Source organism: Methylobacterium sp. Leaf91 (assembly GCF_001422815.1).
Lineage (GTDB): Bacteria > Pseudomonadota > Alphaproteobacteria > Rhizobiales > Beijerinckiaceae > Methylobacterium.
Window position 1 is genome coordinate 395,262 of the sequence record NZ_LMMP01000001.1, and the last position, 24,138, is coordinate 419,399.

General features: G+C 67.9%; 22 protein-coding genes. 9 read left to right on the top strand and 13 right to left on the bottom strand.

The window, feature by feature from the left end; all coding sequences use genetic code 11:
- Nucleotides 1–4 precede the first annotated feature (4 nt).
- The 3 genes from pbpC to ASF32_RS01710 all read left to right on the top strand — a co-directional run bounded on the left by pbpC (nucleotide 5) and on the right by ASF32_RS01710 (nucleotide 4,474).
- Nucleotides 5–2,209 (top strand): penicillin-binding protein 1C, encoded by a 2,205-nt coding sequence (gene pbpC / locus ASF32_RS01700; RefSeq protein ID WP_056422694.1) that lies wholly within the window; start codon nucleotides 5–7, stop codon nucleotides 2,207–2,209.
- A 334-nt stretch (nucleotides 2,210–2,543) separates the two neighbouring features.
- A complete protein-coding gene (locus ASF32_RS01705) occupies nucleotides 2,544–3,578 on the top strand; it encodes a GGDEF domain-containing protein (protein WP_056422696.1) in 1,035 nt (344 codons plus the stop codon).
- Nucleotides 3,579–3,757: 179 nt separating this feature from the next.
- Nucleotides 3,758–4,474 (top strand): hypothetical protein, encoded by a 717-nt coding sequence (locus ASF32_RS01710; RefSeq protein ID WP_200919014.1) that lies wholly within the window; start codon nucleotides 3,758–3,760, stop codon nucleotides 4,472–4,474.
- Between the two features lie 7 nt (nucleotides 4,475–4,481).
- Here the strand turns inward: ASF32_RS01710 and ASF32_RS01715 are convergent, their stop codons facing one another.
- From ASF32_RS01715 to ASF32_RS01740, 6 genes are all read right to left on the bottom strand, one after another.
- Nucleotides 4,482–5,456, bottom strand: coding sequence for a sulfonate ABC transporter substrate-binding protein (locus ASF32_RS01715; RefSeq protein ID WP_056422699.1), 975 nt, complete (start codon nucleotides 5,454–5,456; stop codon nucleotides 4,482–4,484).
- A 251-nt stretch (nucleotides 5,457–5,707) separates the two neighbouring features.
- Nucleotides 5,708–6,871 carry an FMNH2-dependent alkanesulfonate monooxygenase gene (gene ssuD, locus ASF32_RS01720; RefSeq protein ID WP_056422701.1) on the bottom strand — a complete coding sequence of 388 codons (1,164 nt, stop codon included), beginning with the start codon at nucleotides 6,869–6,871 and terminating at the stop codon, nucleotides 5,708–5,710.
- A gap of 46 nt (nucleotides 6,872–6,917) precedes the next feature.
- Entirely contained in the window at nucleotides 6,918–7,763 is an 846-nt protein-coding gene (locus ASF32_RS01725; RefSeq protein WP_056422704.1) for an ATP-binding cassette domain-containing protein, read from the bottom strand.
- 54 nt (nucleotides 7,764–7,817) lie between these two features.
- Nucleotides 7,818–8,606 (bottom strand): aliphatic sulfonate ABC transporter permease SsuC, encoded by a 789-nt coding sequence (gene ssuC / locus ASF32_RS01730; protein WP_056422707.1) that lies wholly within the window; start codon nucleotides 8,604–8,606, stop codon nucleotides 7,818–7,820.
- 96 nt (nucleotides 8,607–8,702) lie between these two features.
- Nucleotides 8,703–9,326, bottom strand: coding sequence for an FMN reductase (gene msuE, locus ASF32_RS01735; protein WP_056422709.1), 624 nt, complete (start codon nucleotides 9,324–9,326; stop codon nucleotides 8,703–8,705).
- A 301-nt stretch (nucleotides 9,327–9,627) separates the two neighbouring features.
- Complete coding sequence (locus tag ASF32_RS01740; RefSeq protein ID WP_244478194.1) at nucleotides 9,628–10,701, bottom strand: HD domain-containing phosphohydrolase; 1,074 nt, start codon at nucleotides 10,699–10,701, stop codon at nucleotides 9,628–9,630.
- A gap of 340 nt (nucleotides 10,702–11,041) precedes the next feature.
- On the opposite strand from ASF32_RS01740, the gene ASF32_RS01745 reads away from it, so the two are divergent.
- The 6 genes from ASF32_RS01745 to ASF32_RS01770 all read left to right on the top strand — a co-directional run bounded on the left by ASF32_RS01745 (nucleotide 11,042) and on the right by ASF32_RS01770 (nucleotide 15,992).
- On the top strand, nucleotides 11,042–11,593 hold the full coding sequence (locus tag ASF32_RS01745; protein ID WP_056422713.1) for a SiaB family protein kinase: 552 nt from the start codon (nucleotides 11,042–11,044) through the stop codon (nucleotides 11,591–11,593).
- Nucleotides 11,594–11,606: 13 nt separating this feature from the next.
- The gene (locus tag ASF32_RS01750; protein WP_056422718.1) at nucleotides 11,607–12,002 is read left to right on the top strand and encodes a DUF1987 domain-containing protein; all 396 of its coding nucleotides are present in this window, start codon (nucleotides 11,607–11,609) and stop codon (nucleotides 12,000–12,002) included.
- A 5-nt stretch (nucleotides 12,003–12,007) separates the two neighbouring features.
- Nucleotides 12,008–12,865 carry a GGDEF domain-containing protein gene (locus ASF32_RS01755; protein WP_056423301.1) on the top strand — a complete coding sequence of 286 codons (858 nt, stop codon included), beginning with the start codon at nucleotides 12,008–12,010 and terminating at the stop codon, nucleotides 12,863–12,865.
- Entirely contained in the window at nucleotides 12,862–14,580 is a 1,719-nt protein-coding gene (locus ASF32_RS01760) for a SpoIIE family protein phosphatase (protein ID WP_056422721.1), read from the top strand. The genes ASF32_RS01755 and ASF32_RS01760 overlap by 4 nt, the downstream gene beginning before the upstream one ends.
- 178 nt (nucleotides 14,581–14,758) lie before the next feature.
- Nucleotides 14,759–15,028, top strand: a complete 270-nt coding sequence (locus ASF32_RS01765) for a hypothetical protein (RefSeq protein WP_056423304.1) — start codon at nucleotides 14,759–14,761, stop codon at nucleotides 15,026–15,028.
- Nucleotides 15,029–15,053: 25 nt separating this feature from the next.
- Entirely contained in the window at nucleotides 15,054–15,992 is a 939-nt protein-coding gene (locus ASF32_RS01770; protein ID WP_056422724.1) for an ABC transporter ATP-binding protein, read from the top strand.
- Nucleotides 15,993–16,144: 152 nt separating this feature from the next.
- Here ASF32_RS01770 and ASF32_RS01775 read toward each other — a convergent pair whose 3' ends face one another.
- From ASF32_RS01775 to raiA, 7 genes are all read right to left on the bottom strand, one after another.
- The gene (locus ASF32_RS01775) at nucleotides 16,145–19,600 is read right to left on the bottom strand and encodes an SbcC/MukB-like Walker B domain-containing protein (protein WP_056422729.1); all 3,456 of its coding nucleotides are present in this window, start codon (nucleotides 19,598–19,600) and stop codon (nucleotides 16,145–16,147) included.
- A gap of 181 nt (nucleotides 19,601–19,781) precedes the next feature.
- Nucleotides 19,782–20,417: a DUF4194 domain-containing protein gene (locus ASF32_RS01780; protein WP_056422732.1), complete on the bottom strand. Its 636-nt coding sequence runs from the start codon at nucleotides 20,415–20,417 to the stop codon at nucleotides 19,782–19,784.
- Between the two features lie 85 nt (nucleotides 20,418–20,502).
- Nucleotides 20,503–20,772: a hypothetical protein gene (locus tag ASF32_RS01785; protein WP_056422735.1), complete on the bottom strand. Its 270-nt coding sequence runs from the start codon at nucleotides 20,770–20,772 to the stop codon at nucleotides 20,503–20,505.
- Between the two features lie 175 nt (nucleotides 20,773–20,947).
- Nucleotides 20,948–22,372 carry a Wadjet anti-phage system protein JetA family protein gene (locus tag ASF32_RS01790; RefSeq protein WP_056422738.1) on the bottom strand — a complete coding sequence of 475 codons (1,425 nt, stop codon included), beginning with the start codon at nucleotides 22,370–22,372 and terminating at the stop codon, nucleotides 20,948–20,950.
- A gap of 79 nt (nucleotides 22,373–22,451) precedes the next feature.
- A complete protein-coding gene (locus ASF32_RS01795; RefSeq protein WP_056422741.1) occupies nucleotides 22,452–22,793 on the bottom strand; it encodes a hypothetical protein in 342 nt (113 codons plus the stop codon).
- Nucleotides 22,790–23,257 carry a PTS IIA-like nitrogen regulatory protein PtsN gene (ptsN, locus tag ASF32_RS01800; protein ID WP_056423307.1) on the bottom strand — a complete coding sequence of 156 codons (468 nt, stop codon included), beginning with the start codon at nucleotides 23,255–23,257 and terminating at the stop codon, nucleotides 22,790–22,792. The genes ASF32_RS01795 and ptsN overlap by 4 nt, the downstream gene beginning before the upstream one ends.
- Before the next feature lie 219 nt (nucleotides 23,258–23,476).
- The gene (raiA, locus tag ASF32_RS01805) at nucleotides 23,477–24,088 is read right to left on the bottom strand and encodes a ribosome-associated translation inhibitor RaiA (RefSeq protein ID WP_056422745.1); all 612 of its coding nucleotides are present in this window, start codon (nucleotides 24,086–24,088) and stop codon (nucleotides 23,477–23,479) included.
- Nucleotides 24,089–24,138 lie beyond the last annotated feature (50 nt).

Consider the following 24,138-nt stretch of genomic DNA (forward strand, 5'->3'; position numbering starts at 1 on the left):
GCTCATGGAACGCGACATCCCCTCCCCTCCCCCCTTTGCGGGGGAGGGTGGCCCACGAAGTGGGTCGGGAGAGGGGAGCGCCACGTCCGGAGAGGTCGCCCCCTCTCCCGCCTGCTCCGCAGGCACCCTCCCCCGCAAGGGGGGGAGGGTTTTCGGCGGAGCCACCGCCCTTCTCATCCTCCTCCCCGCCCTCACCCTCTGGCGCTTCGTCGCGACCCTCCCGCCCCTCGACCTGACCCAGGCGAGCCTCCGCTCCACCGTCATCCTCGACCGGGACCGCCATCTCCTGCGCCCCTTCGCCACCGCCGACGGGCGCTGGCGGTTGCCGGTGACGGGGGCGGATGTCGATCCGCGCATGCTCGCCATGCTGAAGGCCTACGAAGACCGGCGCTTTGCCGACCATCCCGGCATCGACCCCGCAGCGACCCTGCGCGCCGCCTGGCAATGGCTCCGCCACGGCAGAATCGTTTCCGGGGGCTCCACCCTGTCGATGCAGGTGGCTCGCCTCGTGGAGCCGCGGCCCGAACGCTCGCTCAGCGCCAAGCTCCGGCAGATGGTGCGGGCGGTTCAGTTGGAGCGCCGCCTCGGCAAGGACGGCGTGCTCGACCTCTATCTCGCGCTCGCTCCCTATGGCGGCCCGGTGGAGGGCTTGCGGGCGGCGAGCTTCGCCTATTTCGGGCGCGAGCCCGCCCGGCTTTCCTTCGCCGAATCCGCCCTCCTCGTCGGCCTGCCGCAAGCGCCCGAGGCGCGCCGGCCGGATCGCTACCCCGCCCGCGCCCGGCAGGCGCGCGACAGGGTGCTCGACATCGCCGCCGCGCGCGGAATCATCACGCCCGCCGAGGCGAAGGCCGCCAAGGCCGAACCGGTGCCGGACCAGCGAAAGCCCTTCCCGATGTTCGCGGCCCATGCGGCCGAGGCGGCCGTGGCCGCCGATCCCGCTGCTCGGGTCCAGCGCCTCTCTCTCGACGGGCGATTGCAGGCGAGCCTCGAACGGCTGGCGGCCGAGCGCGCCGCCGCCATGGGGCCGGGCATCTCGGCGGCGATCCTCGCCATCGACAACCGCACCGGCGGGGTGATCGCGCAGGTGGGGAGCGCCGGCTATCTCGACGCCAGCCGCTCCGGTGCCATCGACATGACGGGGGCGATCCGCTCGCCCGGCTCGGCCCTGAAGCCGTTCATCTACGCGCTGGCCTTCGAGAACGGCATCGCCCATCCCGAGACCCTTCTCGACGATCGGCCGGTGCGCTTTGCCGGCTCCTACGCGCCGGAGAATTTCGATCTCAGCTACCAGGGCACCGTCACGGCGCGGCGCGCGCTCCAGCTTTCCCTGAACGTGCCGGCGGTGGACCTGCTGGAGGCGGTGGGCGCCGCCCGCTTCATCGCCCGTCTGCGCGGCGCGGGAGCGCGGATCGACCTGCCGCGCGACACGGCACCCGGCCTGCCGGTGGCTCTGGGCGGCCTCGGCATCACCCTCACCGACCTCGCGCGGCTATTCTCCGGCCTCGCCCGTGGAGGCTCGGTGCCCGATCTGATCCGCCGCCTCGACGGGCCGGCCGCATCGCCCCCGCCGGAGCTGCGCGTCACCGAACCGGTGGCGGCCTGGTACGTCGCCGATACCCTGCGCGGTGCGCCGCCGCCGGAGAACGCGCTGCCCAACCGGATCGCGTTCAAGACCGGCACATCCTACGGCTATCGCGATGCTTTGGCGGTGGGGTTCGACCGGCGCGTCACCATCGCGGTCTGGGTCGGGCGGCCGGACGGCAACGCCGTGCCGGGTCTCGTCGGGCGGGCGGTGGCCGCGCCGATCCTGTTCGACGCGTTCTCGCGCTTCGGCGGCGAGCCCGATTCCGTGCCGATGCCCCGCGACGCCCTGGTGACCAGCACCGCCGGCCTGCCGCCGCCCCTGCGCCACATCCGCAAGGACGTGCCCAAGACCCTGTCGGCGGCCCTGGGCTCGGCCCTCAAGATCGCCTACCCGCCGGATGGCGCCCGCATCGATCTCGGCCTCGCCGAACCCGGCCCCGCGCCGAGCCTTGCCCTCAAGGCGCTCGGCGGGGTGCCGCCCCTCACCTGGATGGTCAACAGCCTGCCCGTCGCCGAGAGCGCCCGGCGCCAATCGGAATGGTCACCGGACGGGGCGGGCTTCGCCAGGATCTCGGTGATGGACGCGTCGGGTGCCAGCGACAGCGTGGTGGTGAGGCTGGAGTGACCGCCGACCCGGCGGGTCGTGGTGCAACCTTGAAAGTCGCGCGAAAGTCTTACACGCGCCCGACGAGCAACGATACTTCGCGACGACTTAGTGCGCCGGCGATGGATTGCCTTCGCTCAATCGCCACGAGCAGAGCGCCGGTATTTATCACATCACACCAACCTCGCGACAGTTGTCGCCAGGATTCAGCTGGACCGGATCCTTCGGTGATGCGCTCTTAAGGCTTTGCCGTTAAGACAGTTTCGGTCCGTGCCGCTACGAAGTCGCCTTCATGTTTCCGATTCCCGACGTGCCGACCCTTAGTCTATGTAGCACGCTGATAAGCGTTGCTTTCATGACGGTCTATCTGACGTTGTGGCGTAACCGGACCGGACAATCTTTCCTGCTCGACTGGGCGGGAAGCTCCGGACTCTACGCGGCGATCATGATCGGCTTCGGAGTGGTGGGCGATCATCCGGTTGCGATCGCGGTCCTGCACGCGCTGCTCGGCGCTTCCTCTCTCCTGGTCCTCACCGGTGTGGACCGGTTCGACGGCCTGCCAAAGCGTCGCCCCTGGGCGATTCCCCTGATCCTGCTGCCCGGCCTCGGATATCTCGGCCCCGCCCTTCTGCTGGACCAGACGGCCGCGCAGATGGGCGGCATCCTGGGTTTGGCGGTCGTCATGCTGGCGATCGGCTCGGTTCTCGTGAGCGGCCGGCGCGGCGACGTCATGGGAGGGCGCCGCATCGCCGGACTGGCGCTCCTCGGATACATCCCAGCCTATCTGCTCACGCTGGTCATCCTGACGAACTACAGTGAGATCCCCTATGCCGTGGCCCTGGTGCCACTGCTGGCGGACCAGATCCTGCTCCCCATCCTCAATCTCGGCCTCATCTCGATGCCGGGCGAACGGGCGCAAGCAGTTCTTCGCCGTCTCGCCCTGCATGATACGTTGACGGGCGCCCTCAATCGCGCTGGCCTCACGGCGGATTCGCCGGCTATCGTCGCCCTGGATACGGCGGTGATCGCCATCGATGTCGATCACTTCAAGTCCATCAACGACCGTTACGGCCATGCGGCGGGCGACGCGGTGCTGGTCGCCCTGGCCACCTGCGCCATGCGCCGTCTTTCGGGCCGGGACCTTTTCGTGCGCCTGGGTGGCGACGAGTTCATCGTCGTCCTCGCCGACACCGCCCGCGAGACCGCCCTCGCCTTCGCGGACGATCTACGACGTGCCTTCCGGGCGCTGCCGGACCTGCCGGCCTGGACCGCCAGCATGGGGGTGAGCATGGTCGCGGCGGGGGAAACGTCGCTTATCCGGACGATCGCGCGGGCCGACGAGGCCCTCTACGAGGCCAAGGCGTCGGGACGCGACCGCGCCGCGGCCTGACCGCCGTGAACGCTCATCGTGGCTCGCATGCGAAGCCGGCCCTCAGCAATGACGCCCCTCGCGTGCGACGCGTCACGCCGGAGGCTCGCGAATTCGTGTGTCCTCCGCCTGGGCCAAGCTTTGAAGCGGCCGATCGATTCGACGGACGAAGGGGCGGCGGACATGAATGAGGATCGGACATGAGCGGTAGCATGGTCCCGGCGACCGATCCCCTCGCGGTCGCGGAAGCGACCCTGGCCGACGCCGCCGCCTCTCTCGAACCGGCGAGCGCACAACGCCTGCCGCTAGCCCTCAAGCTCGCCTATACGGCCTTCATGGCGGTGCTCGTGCCCGTCTACTGGAGTTGGTACGGGCCGACCAACTTCCTCTATTTCTGCGACGTCGCCCTGCTGCTCACCCTGGTGGGGATCTGGCGGGAGAGCCCGCTCCTGGTCTCCATGCCGACGGTGGGCATCCTGGCACCCCAGTTGCTCTGGGTGGTAGATTTTCTCGCCGAACTCGGCGGCGTGTCGCTCACCGGCATGACCGCCTACATGTTCAAGGCCGAGAACCCGCTGTTCCTGCGCGGGCTCTCGCTGTTCCACGGCTGGCTGCCGTTCCTGCTCGTCTACCTGGTCTGGCGCCTCGGCTATGACCGGCGTGCCTGGGCGGCATGGTCCGGCCTCGCAGTCGCGGTGCTGTTCGTGTGCTTCTTCCTGATGCCCGGTCCGCGCCCCGATGCCGGGCTGGACCCCGTCAACATCAACTACGTCTGGGGCATGAGCGACGCCGTCGCCCAGACGATGATGCCGGCCTGGGCCTGGTTCGCGAGCCTTCTCGTCGTCATCCCCCTCGTCCTGTGCGGGACGACCCACCTTGTCCTGCGCCGGCTCATGTCGGCGCCGGCCGGGCGGTAGAGCCCCATCAGCTCCCGGATTTCCGCACGGCGTCGGAGACCGTGATGGGCTTGGGCAGCAGGCCGAGGCGGTGGAACGTGTCGGCCACCTTCTGCTGGTCGGCGATCACGGCCGCGTCCAGCGGGGTCACGCCGTAGGTCAGCCGCTTGAGGGCGATTGTGAGGATCGGCGCCGGGATGCCGATGGCGGGGGCCAGTTCGCCTGCCACCGCGTCGGTATTGTCCTTGGCCCAGGCGTCGATCTCGCCGATCGCCGCGAGGGTGGTATCGAGCGCCTCCTTGTTGGCGTCGGAGAATGGGCGGGTCGACAGGTAGAACTGCCGGTTCGGCACGATGTCGGTCCCATTGACGAGAGTCCGCGCGCCGGTGGCCCGCTCGCCCGAGGCGAGAAAGGGGTCCCAGATCACCCAGGCATCGACGGCACCGCGCGAGAAGGCCGCGATCGCGTCGCCGGGCGCCAGGAAGACCGGCGTCACCGCCTCGTAGGGCACGCCGGCCTTCGCCAAGGCCTCGACCAGGAAGTAATGGACGTTCGAGCCCTTGTTCAGGGCGATCTTCTTGCCGCGCAGATCGGCGACGGTCTTGATCGGGCTGTCCTTGGCGACGAGGATCGCCTCGCCGAGCGGTGCCGCCGGCTCGTGGGCGACGTAGAGGAAATCCGGGTTGTTGGCCTGCCCGAAGATCGGCGGCGCCTCCCCGGCCGAGCCGAGATCGATGGCCCCGGCATTCAGCGCCTCCAGCAGCGGCGGCCCCGAGGGGAACTCGGCCCAGCTCACCCGGTAGCCGAGCGGCGCCAGCTTCTTCTCCAGCAGGCCCTTGCCCTTCAGCAGGACCAGCGTGCCGTATTTCTGGTAGCCGATGCGGATGACCTTGTCCTCGGCGCGCGCCAGCAGCGTGCCGAGGATCAGGAACGCGAGGGCGGTGAGGAAGGCGAGGGTCGTCTGCCGAGGCGGGGAGAGGGTGCGCGCGGTGGAACGGGGCATGGAATGTCCTCGTACAGCGTTTGGAACAGATGCCCGGTGAGAGCGCTGCCTCTCCCCGTGGGCGGGGAGAGGACCGGATGCACCTTGTCGTGCATCCGGTGAGTGCAGGCCAAGCCGGAACGAGGGTGAGGGGGACTCACCGGAGGAACCTCCTTCGGCGTCAGCCCCTCACATCGGCTGCCGCCTCGCCGCGCCGACGACGGGGTCGCCGCAGCCCTGTCCCCGCGAGCGGGGAGAGGCGATGCTATCCCTCAATGCGCCGCGATGCGGCGGCTGGGGACGATGTCGTTGGCGATGACTTCGCCGAACGGGCCGTTGTTGCGGGCGTTGCTCGGGGGAACACCGGTGGTGGCGCGAAGCGGCAGCTTCGGGAAAACGAGTTCGGCGAAGCGGTAGGCCTCCTCCAGATGCGGATAGCCGGAGAGGATGAAGCGATCGATCCCGAGGTCGATATACTCCTTCATCCGGTCCGCCACCTGATCGGCCGAGCCGACGAGCGCCGTGCCGGCGCCGCCGCGCACGAGACCGACGCCGGCCCAGAGGTTGGGCGAGACTTCGAGCTTTGTGCGGTCGCCGCCATGGAGCGCCATCATCCGGCTCTGGCCCACGGAATCCTGGCGCTTGAGAGTGGCCTGCGCCCGCGCGATGGTCTCGTCGTCGAGGCGCGAGATCAGGTTCTCGGCCGCCGCCCAGGCTTCGCCCTCGGTCTCGCGGACGATGACGTGGAGGCGGATGCCGTAGGAGAAGGTCTTGCCCTTGCGGTCGGCGGCTTCCTTCGCCTTGGCGATCTTCTCGGCGACGCCCGCCGGAGGCTCGCCCCAGGTCAGGTAGACTTCGCAATGCTCGGCCGCGACTTCGATGCCAGCCGGCGAGGAGCCGCCGAAATACAGCGGCGGATAGGGTTTCTGGACCGGCGGGAAGATGAGCCGGCCGTCCTCCACCTTGAGATGCTTGCCTTCGTAATTCACCGTCTCGCCGGACATCAGCCCGCGCCAGACATGCAGGAACTCGTCGGTGACGACGTAGCGCTCGTCATGGTCGAGGAAGACGCCGTCGCCGCGCAGCTCCACCGGGTCGCCGCCGGTGACGACGTTGATGAGGAGGCGCCCGTCAGAGATCCGGTCCAGGGTCGCGGCCATGCGGGCGGCCATGGACGGCTCCTGAAGGCCGGGACGCACCGCCACGAGGAAACGCAGGCGCTTCGTCAGGGCGGCGAGAGCCGAGGCGATGACCCAGGAATCCTCGCAGGAGCGGCCGGTGGGCAGCAGCACGCCGTAATAGCCGAGCTCGTCCGCGGCCTGCGCGATCTGGCGGAGATAGGCCAGCGACACGTCGCGGGCGCCTTCCTGCGCGCCGAGGTAGCGGCCGTCGCCATGGGTGGGAAGGAACCAGAGGACGTCGGTCTCTGCGGTCATGGGATGCTCCTGGTGTTGTGCCGGTGGGATCGCGCGCGTCCGGGGATCAGACCGGGGCACGGTCCTTCAGCAGATGGTCGAGGATACGGCCTTCCAGCCGCGCGAGTTCGGGGTCGCCGCGCCGGCGCGGGCGGGGCACGTCCACGGTCAGGTCGAGGGCGACGCGGCCCTCCTCCACCACGAGGATGCGGTCGGCCATGGCTGCCGCCTCGGCGACGTCGTGGGTGACAAGGATGGCGGTGAAGCCCTGGTTGCGCCAGATCCGCTCGATCATGTCCTGCATGTCGATGCGCGTCAGGGCGTCCAGTGCACCGAGAGGCTCGTCGAGGGCGAGCAGGCCCGGCCGGCTGACGAGGGCGCGCGCCAGGGCGACGCGCTGGCGCTGGCCGCCGGAGAGGGTGGCCGGCCAGTTGCCGGCCTTGTCGGTGAGGCCGACCTCGGCCAGCACGGACGCGGCCCGCTCGCGCCGTTCCTGGCGCCGCCCGGCCCCGCCGAGCCCCACGGCGACGTTGTCGGCGACCCGGGCCCAGGGCAGCAGGCGCGGCTCTTGGAACATGATGCGCTTGGTAGCCGAGCGCGCACCTGGGTTCTTCAGGTCGATCCGCCCCGCGCTCGGCTGTTCGAGCCCGAGAATCAGGCGCAGCAAGGTGCTCTTGCCGCAGCCCGAACGGCCGACGATGGCCACGAACTGGCCCGCCGGGATGTGCAGGTCGAGCCCCTTGATCACCTGATGACCGTCGAAGGATTTCGCCAAGCCGCGCAGGGTGACGGCGACCCCTGTGCCTGCGGTCGCCGCAGGACGCGTGGACTGGCGGAGCGGGGGAGCGACGGGCACCTCGCGGGGCGGCGCGAGAGGGGCGTCGGACGCCCGAAGCAGGGTGGAGGCGGTCATGGACGTCGTCCGTAGGGTTGATCGAAGAACAGGGGCACGTCGGGTCGATGCCCCTCAGATATTCCGATAGGCCGGGTTCCAGGCGAGGAACGAACGCTCCAGCAGCCGGGTCAGGGTGTCGGCGATCTTGCCGAGGAGGGCGTAGATGACGATGGCCAGCACCACCACGTCCACCAGCATGAACTCACGCGCCTGCATCGCCATGTAGCCGAGGCCGGACGAGGCCGAGATCGTCTCGGCGACGATGAGCGTGAGCCACATGATGCCGAGCGCGTAGCGCAGGCCGACGAAGATCGAAGGCAGCGCACCGGGCAGGACCACCCGAAGGAACAGGGTCGTGGGCGACATGCCGTAGACCCGGCCCATCTCCACCAGTTGCGGATCCACCGAGCGGATGCCGTGCAGGGTGTTGGCGTAGATCGGGAAGAATACGCCGATGGCCACGAGGAAGAGCTTGGCCTCCTCGTCGATGCCGAACCAGAGAATGACCAGGGGGATCAGCGACAGGTGCGGGATGTTGCGCACCATCTGCAGGGTCGTGTCGGTGAGCTTCTCGGAAAGCTGCGACAGGCCGTTGGCGAGACCGAGGGCGAAGCCGATGCTGCCACCGATGAGGAAGCCGACGGCCGCCCGCAGGAAGCTGATCCAGAGATTGGCCCAAAGCTCACCGGTCTTGCTCGCCTGCCAGCCCGCGGCGATCACGTCCGAGGGCGCGGGCATGAAGCGGGTGGAAACGAGGCCGGTCGAGGCCGCCGCCTGCCAGCCGGCGATGATCGCCACCGGCACGAGCCAGGGTGTCAGGCGGCCGAGGATGTCGGAACCGATGGTTGTCTTCCGTGGCATGTGTCCAGCCCTTGCTGACTGAGGCTCTGTAGGAGGCGCCGATCTCGGCGCCGTCGGGCGCATCGCCCGGCCGGCGCCCCCGGTCGTCCGAGGGGGCTATCGGTTCGGAGCGGCGAAGGCGGCGGCCGGCGCGGCCTCGAACGAAGCCGAGGGCTTCGCCCGTGCGCCGAGCAGCGCAGCGAGCTGGGACGCGGCATCGGAAACGCGGCCCCGCACGCCCTCGTCGACGAGGATTCCGTCGGAGAAATCCGCGTCGCTGCCATAGACGGAGGTCGGGACGGTCTGCGCGCTGAAGAAGCCGAAGAGAGGCCGAAGGGAATGCTCGACGACGAGGGCGTGACGCGCGCCTCCGCCCGTGGCCGACAGCACGACGGGCTTGCCCACGAGAGCCGCCGGATCGACGAAGTCGAACAGGTGCTTGAACAGGCCGGTATAGGCGCCCTTGTAGACCGGCGTCCCGACGATGAGCGCATCGGCGTTCTCGATCGCCTCCAGGATACGCCGGGCCGGCAGCGAAAGCTGATCGCGCGACCAGGCCGCGCCGAGGCCGGTCCCGGCATCGACGACGTCGAACAGGCGGATATCGGCGCGGAGCCGCGCACCGGTCGCCTCGGCCACCGCTTCGACGAGCGCCCGCGTCTTGGAGGGACGCTGGAGATTGGCGCTGAAGCCGACGATGCGGGGGAGCGGGCCTGAGAAAGAGCTGCCTTGTAGAGACATCGAGCGCCTACCGATCGGGTTCGGGAATGTGCCGGGGGCATCGATCAGACCGTTCCGTCCGATCGTCGAATGCGCCCCGGCATCGTTGCCGAACTGTGATCGCAGCGACGATCCGGGTCAACGAAACGTGCTTTTAAAAGAACAAGGTGAGGGAGATGGGTCTTCGCTTAGATCTCACACGAAGAGATAAAACTTTTGAACTAGAACTTTTTTGCAAAAATCGCGGCCGTCCTGCGACATCGATCCAAGTGAACGGGTCCCGCAAACGGGTCCGGGTTCGGTAAATCGAACGCCGCAATCCCTAGACCAGGGCGTCGTCGGGGGTCGAGAGCCTGACGATGGGCAGGAAGGCCCGCAGGAGCGGCATGTCGAGCTTGCCCGTCATCCCGAGCATGATGGCATGGGCTTCGGCATGCGGGAGCGGCTTGCGATAGGCGCGCCGTTCGGTGAGGGCGGAGTGGATGTCGCAGATCGTCACGAGGCGGACGAGATCGGAAATCGCATCGCCGGTGAGGCCGGACGGGTAACCGCTGCCGTCGAGCATCTCATGGTGATGCCTGACCACATCGAGCATCGCGGGATCGAACCCTTCCTGCCCGGTGAGCATGTCGGCGCCGGCGGCGGCGTGAGTCCGCATGATGGCCAGTTCGTCCGAGGTCAGCGCGCCGGGCTTGTTGAGGATGGCGAGGGGGATCTTGGCCTTGCCGATATCGTGCAGCAGCGCGGCCTTGGTCAGGCGCTTCCGGTCGGCCCGCGGAATCCCAAGGTGGAAGCCAAAGGCCGCGGCGAACCCGGCGACGCTGAGGGAGTGCTGATAGAGCAACTCGTCGTAGCGTCCGAGCACGTCGAGCCACGCACGGATCCCCCCCTCCGAGACAGCTTCCAGAATGACGTCTGTGCCGGCATCGACCTCGTCGGCCGAGATCGACTGGTCGAATTGCGCCGCATGGAACATGCCCGCCACGACCGAACAGGCGCGATGCGCCTTCGCTTCCACAGCGGCGTTCTCGCCGTCGCGCCGTGTCCGCATCTTCCGGCCGGCGTCGATCAGGCTGAGGAGGAGGGAGAGGATGGTCGGGCGCGGAGTATCGGCCGCGGCGATGCGCAGGGCCGGATTCGCCTTGTGCGGGATGTCGGCAGGCGAGCCGGTGAGGACGAGGCAGGGTACGCGCAACATGAGGAGGCGGGTCGCCCAGGCTGCCGCCACGCCTTCCCGAGGGTCCATGTCGATGACTGCGACGACGGGGAGGATGGCGGGTATCGACTGGTCGCCGAGGACGCTGCGGCAAGGGAGAATCGTGGTGATGGCGCGCGCCAGCAGCCTTACCCGGTCCGGCCGATCCGATACGATGAGGACGGACTTCTCTTGCGTCACGATCCGATCCACTTCAGACCGACGAGGTCTGGATTCGTGCCCACGCCAACGCGCACCCGCGACTTCTACAGTGTCAAATCCCTATAAATTGTTTCTCTCGACCGGTCGGCTCAACGGCTCATGACTTGACGACAAGACTTCGGAATTGGGAAGTCCCCCTTCCGGATCATGACGGACCCTGGCCCGGCACACCGTGGTTAATCGGGTGGAACGAATTGTGCTTCTCTCGGGCGAGCGCCGGAGCGATAACTCTCCGTAGACGCTTTGGAGCTAATGCTTCCGGATCGTGTGCTTGGACGCCGCTCCGGCATCACCATCCGCCTTGTCCAGGGAGGACGCATTGCTCGCGCAGGATTTCAAATCCTTCTTCGAGACGTCGAAGCGCAACGGCATCATCCTTTCGTTCGGCGGCGACCTTTCGGAGAATGTCCTGTTCTCGCTCGGGGAAGTCCTGAAGCTTCGGATGATCCAGGGTGAGACGGACGCCACCATCGCCAAGCGGGTGTTCTCGATCTTCGTCGAGCAGGCCCAGAACATCATCCGGTATTCGGCCGACAAACTTCCCACGGACCGGGCCTCCGGCGGTATGATCAGCGCGGGAATGATCGTTGTGGGCGTCGAGAACGGACATTTCTTCGTCGTGTGCGGCAACGAGATTCCCAAGGCCGATGCCGCTATCCTGCGCGAGCGATTGGACCATATTGCCGGCATGTCGAGCGAAGAACTCAAGCGTTTCTACCGCGAAAAGTTACGCCAGGCCCCCGATGAAGGCAGTCTGGGCGGCAGCATCGGGCTGATCGAGATCGCCCGCCGGTCGAGCGCACCGGTCGAGTTCGAATTTCACGACCTTGGCAGCGAGCGCAGTCTGTTCTGCCTCAAAGCCTTCATCTGACGGCGCCCCAGCAATGGACCGGATTCAGATTCCAGCCACCCCCCGATCCCCCGAGGTGGATTTCGACTTCGCCGCCGGCCGTTTCAGGCTGGCCGGTGAATCGTACCCGGAGGATGCCGCGGCCTTCTTCGGCCCCCTGCTCCAGGCCTTGCGGACCTACCTCGCCGCATCGAGCACGGATCCGATCGTGTTCGAAGTCGCCCTCGTCTATTTCAACTCTTCGAGCGCGAAGGGCCTGATGAACCTGTTCATGCCTCTCGAAGACGCCGCCGAGGCAGGGCGTAGCGTCACCATCCGCTGGCTCCATGCCGAGGGGGACGAGACCATCGCCGAGGCCGGGGAGGATTTCGCGTCGGACTTCACCCACGCACGGTTCGATCTCGTCGAGACCGCGCAGACGGGGCACTGATGCGGATGAAGACCAAGCCTGAGATCGTTGCGCAGATCGGCGATCCACCCGCCGTCGGCGAAGCGTTCAGCCTTTACGATACCGAGGAAGCGGTCCTGGTGAAGACCGACGGAATGCTGGCGGGCCTGGCGCAGGTCGCGGGCGGCGTCCAGCAGCTCGCCGAGGCCTACCGCCGCAGCTATGACGAGCAGCGCCGCCTCGTGAGGTTGAGCGACCGGATGCAGTTCGACCTGCAGAGGGCGAACCGCCGCCTCGCGGAGCAGCAGCGCGACCTCCAGGCCCTCAACGAGGCGCTGTCCGGCGAGATCGAGAATCGGACCCGTCTCGAAGCCAAGCTGAGGAGCCTGGCCGATACCGACGATCTCACCGGCGCGGTGAACCGTCGCCGCTTCATGGAAATCAGCCGGCGTGAATGGCTGAGATACGAACGCGACCGAGTTCCCGCCTGCCTCCTCATGGCGGATCTCGACCGGTTCAAGCGGCTCAACGACGAGTTCGGCCATGCCGCCGGGGACGCGGCTCTCATCTGCTTCGTCGAGACCTGTCGCAAGCGGCTGCGCAAGGTGGACGTGATCGGCCGCATGGGCGGCGAGGAATTCGCGATCCTGCTCACCGAGATCGAACCCGATGCCGGGCTCGTGGTCGCCGAGGACTTGTGCCGTCTCGTCGACGAGACCGGCGTGGAATGGCCCGGCGGACCGCTGGCACTCTCCGTCAGCATCGGCGTCGCGGCCATCGAGGGAACCGAGACCTTCGAACAGACGCTCGGCCGGGCCGATGCCGCGCTTTACGCCGCCAAACATGCCGGACGCGGCTGCGTCCGCTCGTTCCGCAGCTCGATCCGGACCGTCTCGCCGCCATGACCTCCGATCCGGGGGGCAAGGTGGCATCGCCCGCCGTCGGTTCTCCCCCCCGCAAGCGCTCCTTGAGGGGCGGCGGTCCCCTGAGCGGCGACGAATTCCGGGAACTCGCCGGTTTCGCCGACGCCTCGGCATCCGCGCCCGGCACGATGCGGCCTGGGGCGCTGCGCGGCTCTGCGCAGGGACGCGACCTCGACAGTCTGGCCCACACCCTGTTCCTGCGGATCTACCCGGTGATCGCCATCGTTGTGCTGGCGACGCAGATCGGCATCGCCTGGGTGAACTACACCGACAGCCTCAGGCTCTATACCGAACGGGCGAACCTCCTCGTCACCCTGACCGCCCATTCCATTGCCCGCCCCGATTGGAGCGAGCGCCCGGACGTCTACACGGCGCAGATCCAGGCCCTCACCCTCGATCCGGCCTTCCAGTTCGTGCGCGCCTGGAACGCGGCAGGCGGACTGGTGATGTCCGTCGGCGAGATACCGGCCGGTCGGGGCCTCGAACTCATCCGCGCCTCCAGCACCGTCACGGCGGCGGGGCGCGCAGAATCCGCGGGGCGACTGACGCTGGGATTGTCCACCGAAGCCCTGCGCCGCAACGCCGAGAAACAGGCGCTCCTGGCGTTGGGGGCGACCCTCATCCTGATGCTCGCCTTCGTGCTGACCCTCCATGCCAATGTCCGCAAACACGTCCTCGCCCCCCTGAAGCGACTGCTGCTCGCCATGCGCGAGGTCGAGCACAAACGCTGGTCGTTGGTGGAGTTCGACGGTGCCGTCCGGGCCAGCAACGAGATCGACGTCATCTCCTCGGCCTTCAACCGTATGGTAGAGGGCCTGCGCGCCGGCGACGAGGCGAAGCAGCTTCTCGCCGAGCTCGAACAGGCTCATGCCAAGCTCGCGGACGCCAACAATCAGGTGATGGAGAGCATTGGCTACGCCCGCCGGATCCAGACCTCCGTCCTGCCCGACCGGGCGGCACTGGCCGGCGCCGGCATTGACGTCGCCGTTCTGTGGGAGCCACTGCATCAAGTCGGCGGCGACTATTTCTGGCTGGAACGCCTCGACGACCTCAGCATCGTCGTGGTGGCCGATTGCACCGGCCACGGGGTGCCGGGCGCCTTCATCACCCTCATCGTCGCCACCGCGCTCGACCGGCTGCTGCACGAGCGCGGCCTGCGCTCGCCCGCCGAGATCCTGACGGCCCTCGACGAAATGGTCCGCGTCCAGTTGCGCCAGGACGGGCGCGGTGCGGAATCCGACGATGGGCTCGATTGCGGCGTGTGCATCTGGGACCCCGCGGCACGAAGGCTGAGCTTCGCCGGCGCCGGACTGGCGCTCACCAGCATCACGGAAGCGGGCCTCACCCGGATCAGGGGCGCGCGGCACGGGCTCGGCTACCCACGGCACGGGAGCACCCGGTTCACGACCGAGGACATCATTCTGGACGTGGCGCCGGGCGACACCTTCTACCTGATGACCGACGGCCTCACCGACCAGATGGCCCCCCCCGGCGCGCAACGCCGGCTCCTCGGGCATCGTGGCGTGTCGGATATTCTCGTTCGCAGCCGCGACGAGGAACTCCGCCGGCAGATCAGCATTCTCGAGGCTGAGCTCGTTGCCTATCGGGGGCTCGAGAGCCGCCGGGACGACATGACCCTGGTCGCGTTCCGGCCGATACGTCCCACCTCGCCTGACGCAGCTGAGGACAACCGATGATCGACCGGTGCGCTGGCACACGCAAGACCGCGTGAGGATTCGGCACTGTCTGCGCTGTCGTCAGTAGACCGCCTCGGAAAGCCATAACCTTGCCGTCATGGCGGACCAAGCATGGCGGACCGGGAACGCTGGTATCCGCGGCCTGCTACTGCGTCATTATATGTTTCAAAAGTCGAGATTGATCATGACACGCTTCCTTGCCGCGTCCGTCTGTCTGGGCCTGCTCGTCGCCGTGCCCGTTCAGGCGCAGCCCTCGAACATTTCACAGCAGCCTGCGCCGAAGCGCATGACCACTGCCATGGGCGTGACCAAGCCGCCGGGCTCCACCTTCAATCGGGCCTCCACCGAAGCCGATATGCTCAAGGCCCAGAAGATATCTGCAGCGCGCGACAAGGCTTGGGACCGGAAGATGCGGACCACCATGGGCTCGATCTGCCTCGGCTGCTGACGCCAGAGACCGCGAGGCTCGGTCGATGATCCGGTTCGAGGGCGTCTCGCGCCGCTTTGCCGGCGCAGAGCGGCCCGCCGTCGACGGGATCGACCTCGACATCGCCGCCGGGACGACCTGCGTCCTCATCGGCCCCTCCGGCTGCGGCAAGTCCACGACGTTGCGCATGGTCAACCGTCTGGTGGAGCCGGATGCCGGACGTGTCCTCCTCGACGGACGCGACGTGGCGGAGGTCGATCCGGTGCGGCTGCGCCGTGGTATCGGTTACGTGCTGCAGGGCATCGGTCTGTTCCCGCACCGGAATGTCGCCGAGAACGTCGCCACCGTGCCCCGCCTCCTGGGCTGGACACGCGCCCGGATCGCAGATCGGGTGGACGAGATGCTCGACCTCGTCGGCCTCGACCCGGACGCGTATCGCCAGCGACGGCCCAACGAATTGTCCGGTGGCCAGCGCCAGCGCGTCGGCGTCGCCCGCGCCCTGGCGGCAGACCCTGACGTGCTCCTCATGGACGAACCCTTCGGCGCCGTGGACCCCGTCGCCCGCGACCGGCTTCAGGAAGAGGTCGGCGAGATCCTGCGCAGGCTCAAGAAGACCGTGATCATCGTCACCCACGATATCGACGAGGCGATGCGGATGGGCGACCGCGTCGTGCTCATGCGAGAGGGCCGGATCGTCCAGGCCGACACGCCGGACCGCCTGCTCGCAGCCCCAGCCGACCGATTCGTGGAGAGCTTCGTCGGTGAAGACCGGGCCTTGCGCCGGTTGGCCCTGAGCCAAGCGGGCGCGATCGCGGTTCCGGGCGATCCGGGTGATGCGCCGGGCGTCACCGCGGAAACGTCGTTGAAGGACGCCCTGGCGCTGCTCCTATCCAGCGGCGCCGATCACCTCGCGGTAACCGGGAGCGATGCCCCCGCCATCCTGACTCTCGCCGCGATCCGAAACGCTGCCTCGCGTCGGGTCTGATCGCGCCTTCGTCACAGAAAAGCGCGTCGCGTTAGGCACCCCCTCCCTTCTTCCCGCCTACGGGGAAAGGAACGGAGGGCACCCCGTCACGCCTTCGGTGAGCGAGAGGCGAAGCCAAAGCGACGGTGAGGAGGTGCCTCCGGCCACGCCCCTCACTCCGCCGCGTCGGAGACCTGGAATCGCTCGATACCCTGGCGTTCCGGGTTGATGGCGGCGAGCGCGCGCTTAGCCGCCTCGAGCGGATGCTCGGCCTCGATCCGGACCGAAGTCAGATCCGGGCTCTTGTAGACGGTGACGATGGTGTCCATCACCTCGGTGAGCGTGGTGCGCTTGTCCTCGGGCGCCGCGATGAGAAGCTGCAATCCCCAGGCTTGGTAGAGGTCGACCAAAGCCTGGGAGTTGCGCACGTCGAGTTTCGAGAAGGCCTCGTCGAGAAGACAGAGTCCGAGGCCGGGATTCTCGTCGCCGGGCCGGTCTCCAGGATAATAGGCCGAGGCGAGTGACGCGGCGATGGCGACGTAGAACGGCGCCTGCGCCTCGCCTCCCGAGCCACGCAAGGCCCGGTTCGACATGGTGGTGCGGTTGCCCGTCTTGTCGCGCATGCCGATCTCGTAGACGAAGTAATTGCGGTAATCGGCAAGCCGCGCCGCGCTCTCGTCCCCGGCGATCAGGGCGGTGATCTCCTCGATCGCGGCAGCGAGCGGCCCCGGGGGTACGTCCTCGCCCTCCCCCGGCAGGATCGCCTGCGCTGCGTCGGCCGAACGCGCCACCTCGGTGGCGAGGGCATGCACGGCGGCGTAGCGACGATCGACGGTGGCCTCGAAGGCGTAGGTCTGGCCGGTGAAGGTCTGGGTCGAGAGACGTTCGTTCAGGGCATCGAGTCGGGTGCGGACCCGCTCGAACTTGTCGGCGAGGCGAGTCAGCAGGTCCTCGGTCATGAGGCGGCGCATCTCGCTCTCCGCGCGCACGGCCTGGTCGCGGTAGCGCCGCAACTCGTGGCCCGCCACCTCGTCATGGGCGCGGGCGACCCAGGAAAAGCCGAAGGAGGCCGGAGCATCACCGTTACCCAGGGGGTTCTCGATGCGCCACTGAACGCAGTATTCGGCGAGATCGCGCTCTGCGGCACGGCCTTGCGTGCGCGCCGTCTCCATCGCCTCGCGGGCGGCGCCGCGCGCCGCATTGGCCAAAGCCGCCAACTCCTTGGATTCGAGGCCCGCCGCGTCGGCCCGCGCTTTGGCCACCGCCAGCGGATCGAACCCGTCCGGCCGGACGAGACGGATGCGCACGGAATCCCCCGCGATCCAGCGGGCATGGGCGCCGCGCCTTGCCTGAAGCGCGGCGCGGATCGCCTCCCGCGCGGTGGCGACCTTCGCCTTCAGGCCCGCTTCTTCGCCGAGCAGCGCGTCGCGCTTCGGCTCCAGCACCTGAACGAGTTCGGTGAGATAGGCCGATCGCTCCTTGGCGAGCTTCTTGATCTCGGCCTCCAACGCGCCGGTATCGGCCTTCTCCACGGCTTCACGCTCGGTGGTGAGGCTGCGTCGCCGTCCCTCCATCGCGTCAGCCTCCTGGCGCAGGAAGACGATGTCGAGATTGGCGTCGGCGAGTCGGACCCGCAGCATGGCGGCAATGCGGGCGGCCTCGCGCAGCACGCCGGCCGCGCCGCGCAGGCGCCGTGCCTCATTGACCGCGTGTTCCAGGTTCTGCCGGCTCTCCGCCGTGGGACCGCGGCTGCCACGGGTCATCATCAGTTGAACCGGCCGCACTACGGAATAGGCCATGCCGGAGGTCGAGCGGCCGCTCGGCGCCACGGCGCGGCTCATATGGGCCAAGGCCGCGTCGTTGGGGGCGAGATCGTAGCCGCCGAGCCGGGCCGCGAGAAACGCCTGGGCATGGGGATCGCGAGTCTCGATCAGCGAGATCGGCCCTTCGTCGTCGCGCCCGCCCCGGCGGCGCGCGGTGTCCGTCGTCTTCACCAGCAGGCAGCGATAGAACTGGCTCTTGCGGGCTTCGAGATGGGCGAAAGCCTCATTCAGCCGGTCCGGTTCGACGACGAGAGCTTCGCGGGCGCCTCCGAGCAGGCCCTCCAGAGCCGGTCCCCATTTCGGATCGGTGATTTCGGCGAGTTCGCAGATCGGCGTCGCCTCGATCCCGAGCCGGGCGAGTTCGTCGCGGAAAGTGGCCGTGTCGGAGGAGAGGCGCGCGCCGCCCGCGCGCCCGCTGCCGACTTCGGCCGAGAGGGCATGCGCCTCCTTCTCCTGGGCGCGGGCACGCAGGGCCATGTCCTCGGCAGCGGTATCGAGGGGGGTGGCGATGTCGGAGAGAGAGGCGAGGGCCGTGAGAAGGGGGCCGAGCGGTCCGTCCGAGCGAAGCGATTCCTCGGGGGGCGCATCGCGGCGCAGGCCGGAGCGCGAGCAGGCGGCCACGATCCGCGCCGATTCCGGATCGATGCGCTGGATCTCGGAGAAGACGACGTTGAGCTTGCCCGCCTCCTGCACCAGCCCCACCAGATCGGCGACGCGAGTGGCGAGGTCGCGCTTGTCGCGCGCCAGCATGGCGAGGCCGGCATTGGAGGCGGCGAGCCGCCCCTCCCCCTGGCTCCCGGCCAGCATCGCTTTCTTGCCCGCGATCTCGCCGTCGATCTCGCGCACGAAACCCTGGCTGGTGCTCACGCTCTCGCGGGCGATGCGCAGGCGTTCCGCCACGTCGCCGAGGCGAGAGCGGGCCTGGCTGTAGTCGAGGATGCGGCGGCGCAGGTCGGCGCCGGCCGCTCGTAACTCGTCGAGGGTGGCCGAGAGGCTGGCTTCCGCCCAGGTTTCGTAGCGCTTGAGGATTCGGCCGAGATGGGAGAGCCGGCGCTCCAATTCCTCGATGGTCTCCAGGAGACGGCGCCAGTTCTCCACCGACTGGCGGATGCGCGCGACGTCCAGGGGCTCGGGTTCGAGGACGAATGAGCGCACGAAGGCGGAGGAATCGAAGATCGGCTTGAACGCCACGGCGTTGGAGAACGTACGCAGGAAGTGGCGCGGCTCGGGGCTCGGCGCGCCCTCGCGCATCAGCGCCAGGACGTCGGCGGTGAAACGCTCGCCCGATGAGCGGAACTCCTCGAACCTGTCCGCCCGGATGCGGAGATCCTTTGCGATCTCCGGCCAGGGCGCCACGTATCTGCCCTCGGCGGTCTCGCGAACGTAATCGGCGATCTCGAACCGGTGTCCGACCGCGATGAAGCGCGAGAGCGTGGTCTCGCGACTGTCTTCGGCCCGGGCCGCGAGCGCGAGACCGACGGATACGACACGTCCGGTGGTCTCGTTCTCGAAGACGAGGACGATGAGGGTCTCGCAGGCCTCACGGGTGGGACGGCCGCCTTCGGCGGGGTCGCTGATCCAGCCGAGGCAGTAATCGCGGACTGTGCGGGCGCTGCGCCCCGAGGCAGACGCGTTGAGGGCGAGGCGGCTGGCGTTGTTGCCGGCGAGCACGGTACCGACAGCGTCGAAGATCGTCGACTTGCCGGCCCCCGTCGGCCCCACCAAGGCAGCCGCTCCCCGGATCCGGATCTGTTCGCGGCGGATCAGGTACCAATTCGAGAGGGCGATGTCGGTGAGCCGATACACCGGGCGGGCAAGTCCTCGATGGAAATGACGGAGCCACGGCATGGACGGGGCGGCCCGACGATGCAAGTCGACGGTCCCATCGTCCTCTTTTTCACAGGGGGCGATGTCGGGGCTTCGAGCCGTGCCACGCATGTTTCATGTGAAATCTTAACCCCGATGTGGATGCCGCCCTTGATCGGGCTCAGCCGTCATCGTCCATTCGCGCCGCTGCCCAGGCGCGGACCTGCTCCATCCAGGAATCGGGTGAGAGCACCGCGACACCGGGAAGGATCATCAGCGGCGTGATCTTCTCGACCTTGTCGCGCTCGCCCAGGCGAAGGGCACCCTTGCGGGCGAAAAGGCGCAGGATCTCCGTGAGGCGCGCTTCTTCCGGCGCCTCGCTGCGGGCGGCGGTGCGGATCGATTCGGCGATGTCATCGGTGGTACATTCCACGACACCGTCGGTGGTGACGCGGTGTTCCCGAAGCCCTTCCTCATAGGCGAGGCGCAGGGCCAGTAGCACGAGGGTCTCGTCCTTGCGCAGGCGCTCGGCCTGCCCGTCATGGCGTACGCCGTCGGCGGGCACGCGCAGGAACACCATCTGGTCGCGGGGCGAGACCTCGAACGAGTAGCCGAGACAGGCAAAATAGCTTTTGAAGAACGGTGCGTAATACCGGGCGATCTCGTAGGACCGGCCGATACCGGGCGTATCGGCATAGAGGCACTGGCTCTTCAGCACGACTTGAAGCGCGCGGATGAGATCCTCCTCGGACGGTGCACGGGCACCCGGAGGCGGTGGCTCGTCGCCATCGACGATGGCGCGGAAGGCCTCGATCATTCAGACGGTCCGGTCGAGCGGGACACGGCGCCCCGTCACCCCGCCTCGTTACTCGGATCGCCCTCGCGACACAAAACCCGCTTCCTCACGCGGCTTTCGCCGGGGAGGCTTTGAACAACGACAGGCATTCCGTGTCGCGATGCATGCTCAGGATCGAGGCACGGTCGATGGAGGGGTTCTGGGAGAGCACGCGCTGCACCTCCTCCACCACCTTGGAATAACGGTCACCGTCGAAATTCCGCTCCAGCGGGCTGACGGCGATGTAGGTCTCGACGACGAGAACCCTCTCGGTTCGCTCTTTCCCCACCTCGACGGCGATCCAGGCGGATTTGATCAAGCACTTGCCGGTACTCATGGGCTAACCTCCTTATCAGTCCCGCTTAGATGCGGGTATACCAAGAGGATGATCCGACTCTTCAAGTCTGCCAAGGGCACTGACACGTTTGTGATGACATCTCGTCTGTCACGACAATTGTGCAATGCACGCAAACATTCGGTCCTCCCCACCGAACGGGACGACGCGCGGGGTCTTATCTCCGCGGTCGCCGTTCGCCCGCGCTCGCTGGCCCGCGTGTTGGGGGCGGGGACGACCGCTCCACCATGAAATCCGGACAATCGAGCCAGCCGTTGGAGACACGGCCCGCGACACGGGTGAGGCGGTAGCGATCGTTGAGGAGCCCGTCGAACAGCACGTCGATCTCGCGCAGACGCTGGAACACCACGAACTCGTCCACATCCGCCACGACGATCTCGGATCCGCGGATGGCGGGGTTCGTCCCGAGCTTGCGCTCGACGAAGGCGATGACGCGCTCGGGCGTCACCATCACCCGCTGGCGGAAGGCGTCCTTGGCGAGGATGAAGGCCTCGATCGCCGGGTCGAGATGGATCTCCGGCAGGGGCTCGGACAGGATCGCTGTCCGCCTCATCCGAGGCGTATAGAAATGAGGCTCCCCGATCGGCGGACGCAGCAGCGAGACCTGGGCGAGGGGCGCCGAATCCGACCATTCGGCAGCCCCCACCACCCGTAGCGCCGCCGCCGTGCGCTCGATCCGGTCGGAATCGCGGTGATCCGTGTAGCGCAGGGACGCGGCGATCCGGCGCTCCAGCCGGGCGACGATGTCGGCGACGCTGTCGAGATGCCGGTCGAGCCCCTCGAAGATCGACAGGATCTCCGCGAGGTCGCGCCGCACCGCCCGCTCGGCGAGGGGAAGGTCGGCGGCCCGCCCCTCACGCAGTCCCGCTTCGGCGAGGGCCCGGATGGTGAGGGGGTCGCGCAACGCCCGTCCGGCCTCCCGGACGATGCCGGAGCGGAAGCGGAACGGGTTCAGTCGTGTGTGAAGGGTACGGTAGTCACTGACGAGGTGGCGCGCGACGAACTCCTCGAAATAGAGCCGGAACGCCGTACCCTGGTCCTCCTCGCGCAGGATGCGCTCCTCGATCTTGCGCATGGAGCCCGCGAGGCTGCGCAGGTGTCCGAGGAAGGCGCGGGACGCCTTGGCGGCGTTGACCAGGGCCTCCGAACGCTCGGCCGGGTTGGCCACGGCACTCTCGAGACTGCCCAGCACTTCGAGCACGGCGCCGCCATAGGAGCGGGTCTCGCCCCGATCGATACGCGCCAGTTCCTCGATGACGTGGCGGGCATCGGGGTCGAGATCGACCACCGGCACGTAGCGCTCGCGCCGCTCCACGAGCCAGCCGGCCTCCAGGAGACGCCGATAGACCGCGGAGCGGCGCTCGATCGGATCGGCCGGCGTGGCATCGTCGTCGGCGATCTCGCCCTGGGACCAGTCGGCGGAAAAATCGCCGATGGAGGCGAGCAACTCGCTCTTGCGCAGAGGTTCGGTAGTCTCTGCGAAGACGCGCGCATGCAGATGCAGCAGCAGGGCCGCGTTGAAAGCCCGGCTCGGCGAGGCGAGCGGCTTGAACAGGTCGTCGGAGAGGCGGGCGAAAAGCATGGCGGTGTGGACGAGGACAGCCGATGCCTCGCCCCTGAGTCAATCGGCGGGCATCAACCGCCTGTGCGTGGTCGTGTCTTCAAAGACCGCGGCAGCGAGTCCGAATGAGCCCCGAGAAATCCTTCTCCGAGGTCTGCACTTCGTTGAGCTTGGCGGCCCGCTCCGCTCCGGAGAGGCAGCGGCCGTAGACGCTCGAGACCCGGCGCATGGTCTCCACGTGCCGGCGCCAGACGCGGCACCGGTTGGCATCGTCACCATCGGCCTGTTCGAGCTGGTCGATGGCTTGGCGCTGCATCGAATTGGCAACGAGGACGTCGCGCGCGCACGCGACATCGGCATGGGCGGGCGCGCCCCACAGGATGGCACACGCGACGGCGGCAGCCGCCGAAGACCGGCACTTATCCAAATTCACGCGTTTCATGCCGCTTCGGATTTCGTCGTCTGAGTCAGTAGAGAATAGAGCGCGCTGGAATCCCGCGCCGCGCGGATCCGCTCCAGCATGCCCGGCTCCCGCAGCAGCCGCGCCACTTGGGCGAGCGCCTTGAGGTGCTCGGCCCCTGCCCCTTCCGGAGCGAGCAGGAGGAAGGCGATATCGATGGGTTGGCCATCCAGCGACTCGAAATCCACCGGACGCTCCAGGCGGGCGACGAGGCCGAACAGGCGGTCGAGCCCCGGAAGCTTGCCGTGGGGAATCGCGACACCGTCGCCGATGCCGGTAGACCCCAGGCGCTCACGCTGAAGCAGAGTTTCGAACACCTCGCGCTCGTCGAGCGCGGGAAGCTGGCGCACCGCATGGGCGCTCAATTCCTGGAGGATCTGCTTCTTCGCGCGAGCGCGCAGAGAGGTCACCACGGAATCTGGACTGAGGAATTCCAGAACTGGCATGATAAGGACAGTCGCCCCATCGGCGACGGCCAAATGGACGCCGCTCATTTGAAATAGCGCTACGGATGCGTGGTTCCCACGCATCCGGAAACGGCCGATGGTCGACTAACGGCCCTTAGGCCGGATAGCCAGCCGGGATCACGCATCCCGGACGGCCATTCGGCCTCTCGTCACGGACCGGCTTTCTCCGAAGAAGAATCTCCGCTCCGGGCCGATCGATCAGGATGCCGCGTCGGGTGGGTCCACCCATCCGATCGCTCCGTCACTGCGGCGGTATACGACGTTGATCCGTCCGGTGCCAGCATGAACGAACACGATCACAGGGGCGCCGGTGAGGTCGAGGGCCGTCACTGCCTCGCTCACCGAATGACGCTTCAGCGTCTTGGTGCTCTCGGCCACCACGGGAGGATGCGCCTCGTCTTCCTGATCCGCCTCGTCCTCGAGGTCGTCCCCGTCCAGCTCGCTCGGCGATTGGAACACCGCATAGGCCGCCTGGACCGTCGCTCCCTCGTGCAGGGCAGCGCCATGATCCTTGAGGCGGTGCTTGTAGCGCTTCAGGCGCTTCTCGAGCTTGTCGGCGGTCTGCTCGAAACTCGAATGCGGGTCATGCGAGGCGCCCGAGGCTTCGAGGGTGAGGCCGGAAACGAGGTGGAGCACGCAATCCGTGCGGTAGGCCGTGCCGTCCCGTCGAAGCGTCACATGGCCGGAGCAGGTGCCGTTCATGTGGCTGTCGAGATACTTCGACAAGGTCCCGGCCATTCGCTCTTCGACGCGCCCGCGAAGGGCTTCGCCAAGGTCCAGGCCATGGCCTGTGACACGCAATGACCCCATGTATCCTCCGGTTTTTCGACGTTCGGCAGGTGAGTAAAGGAGCGTCGGGG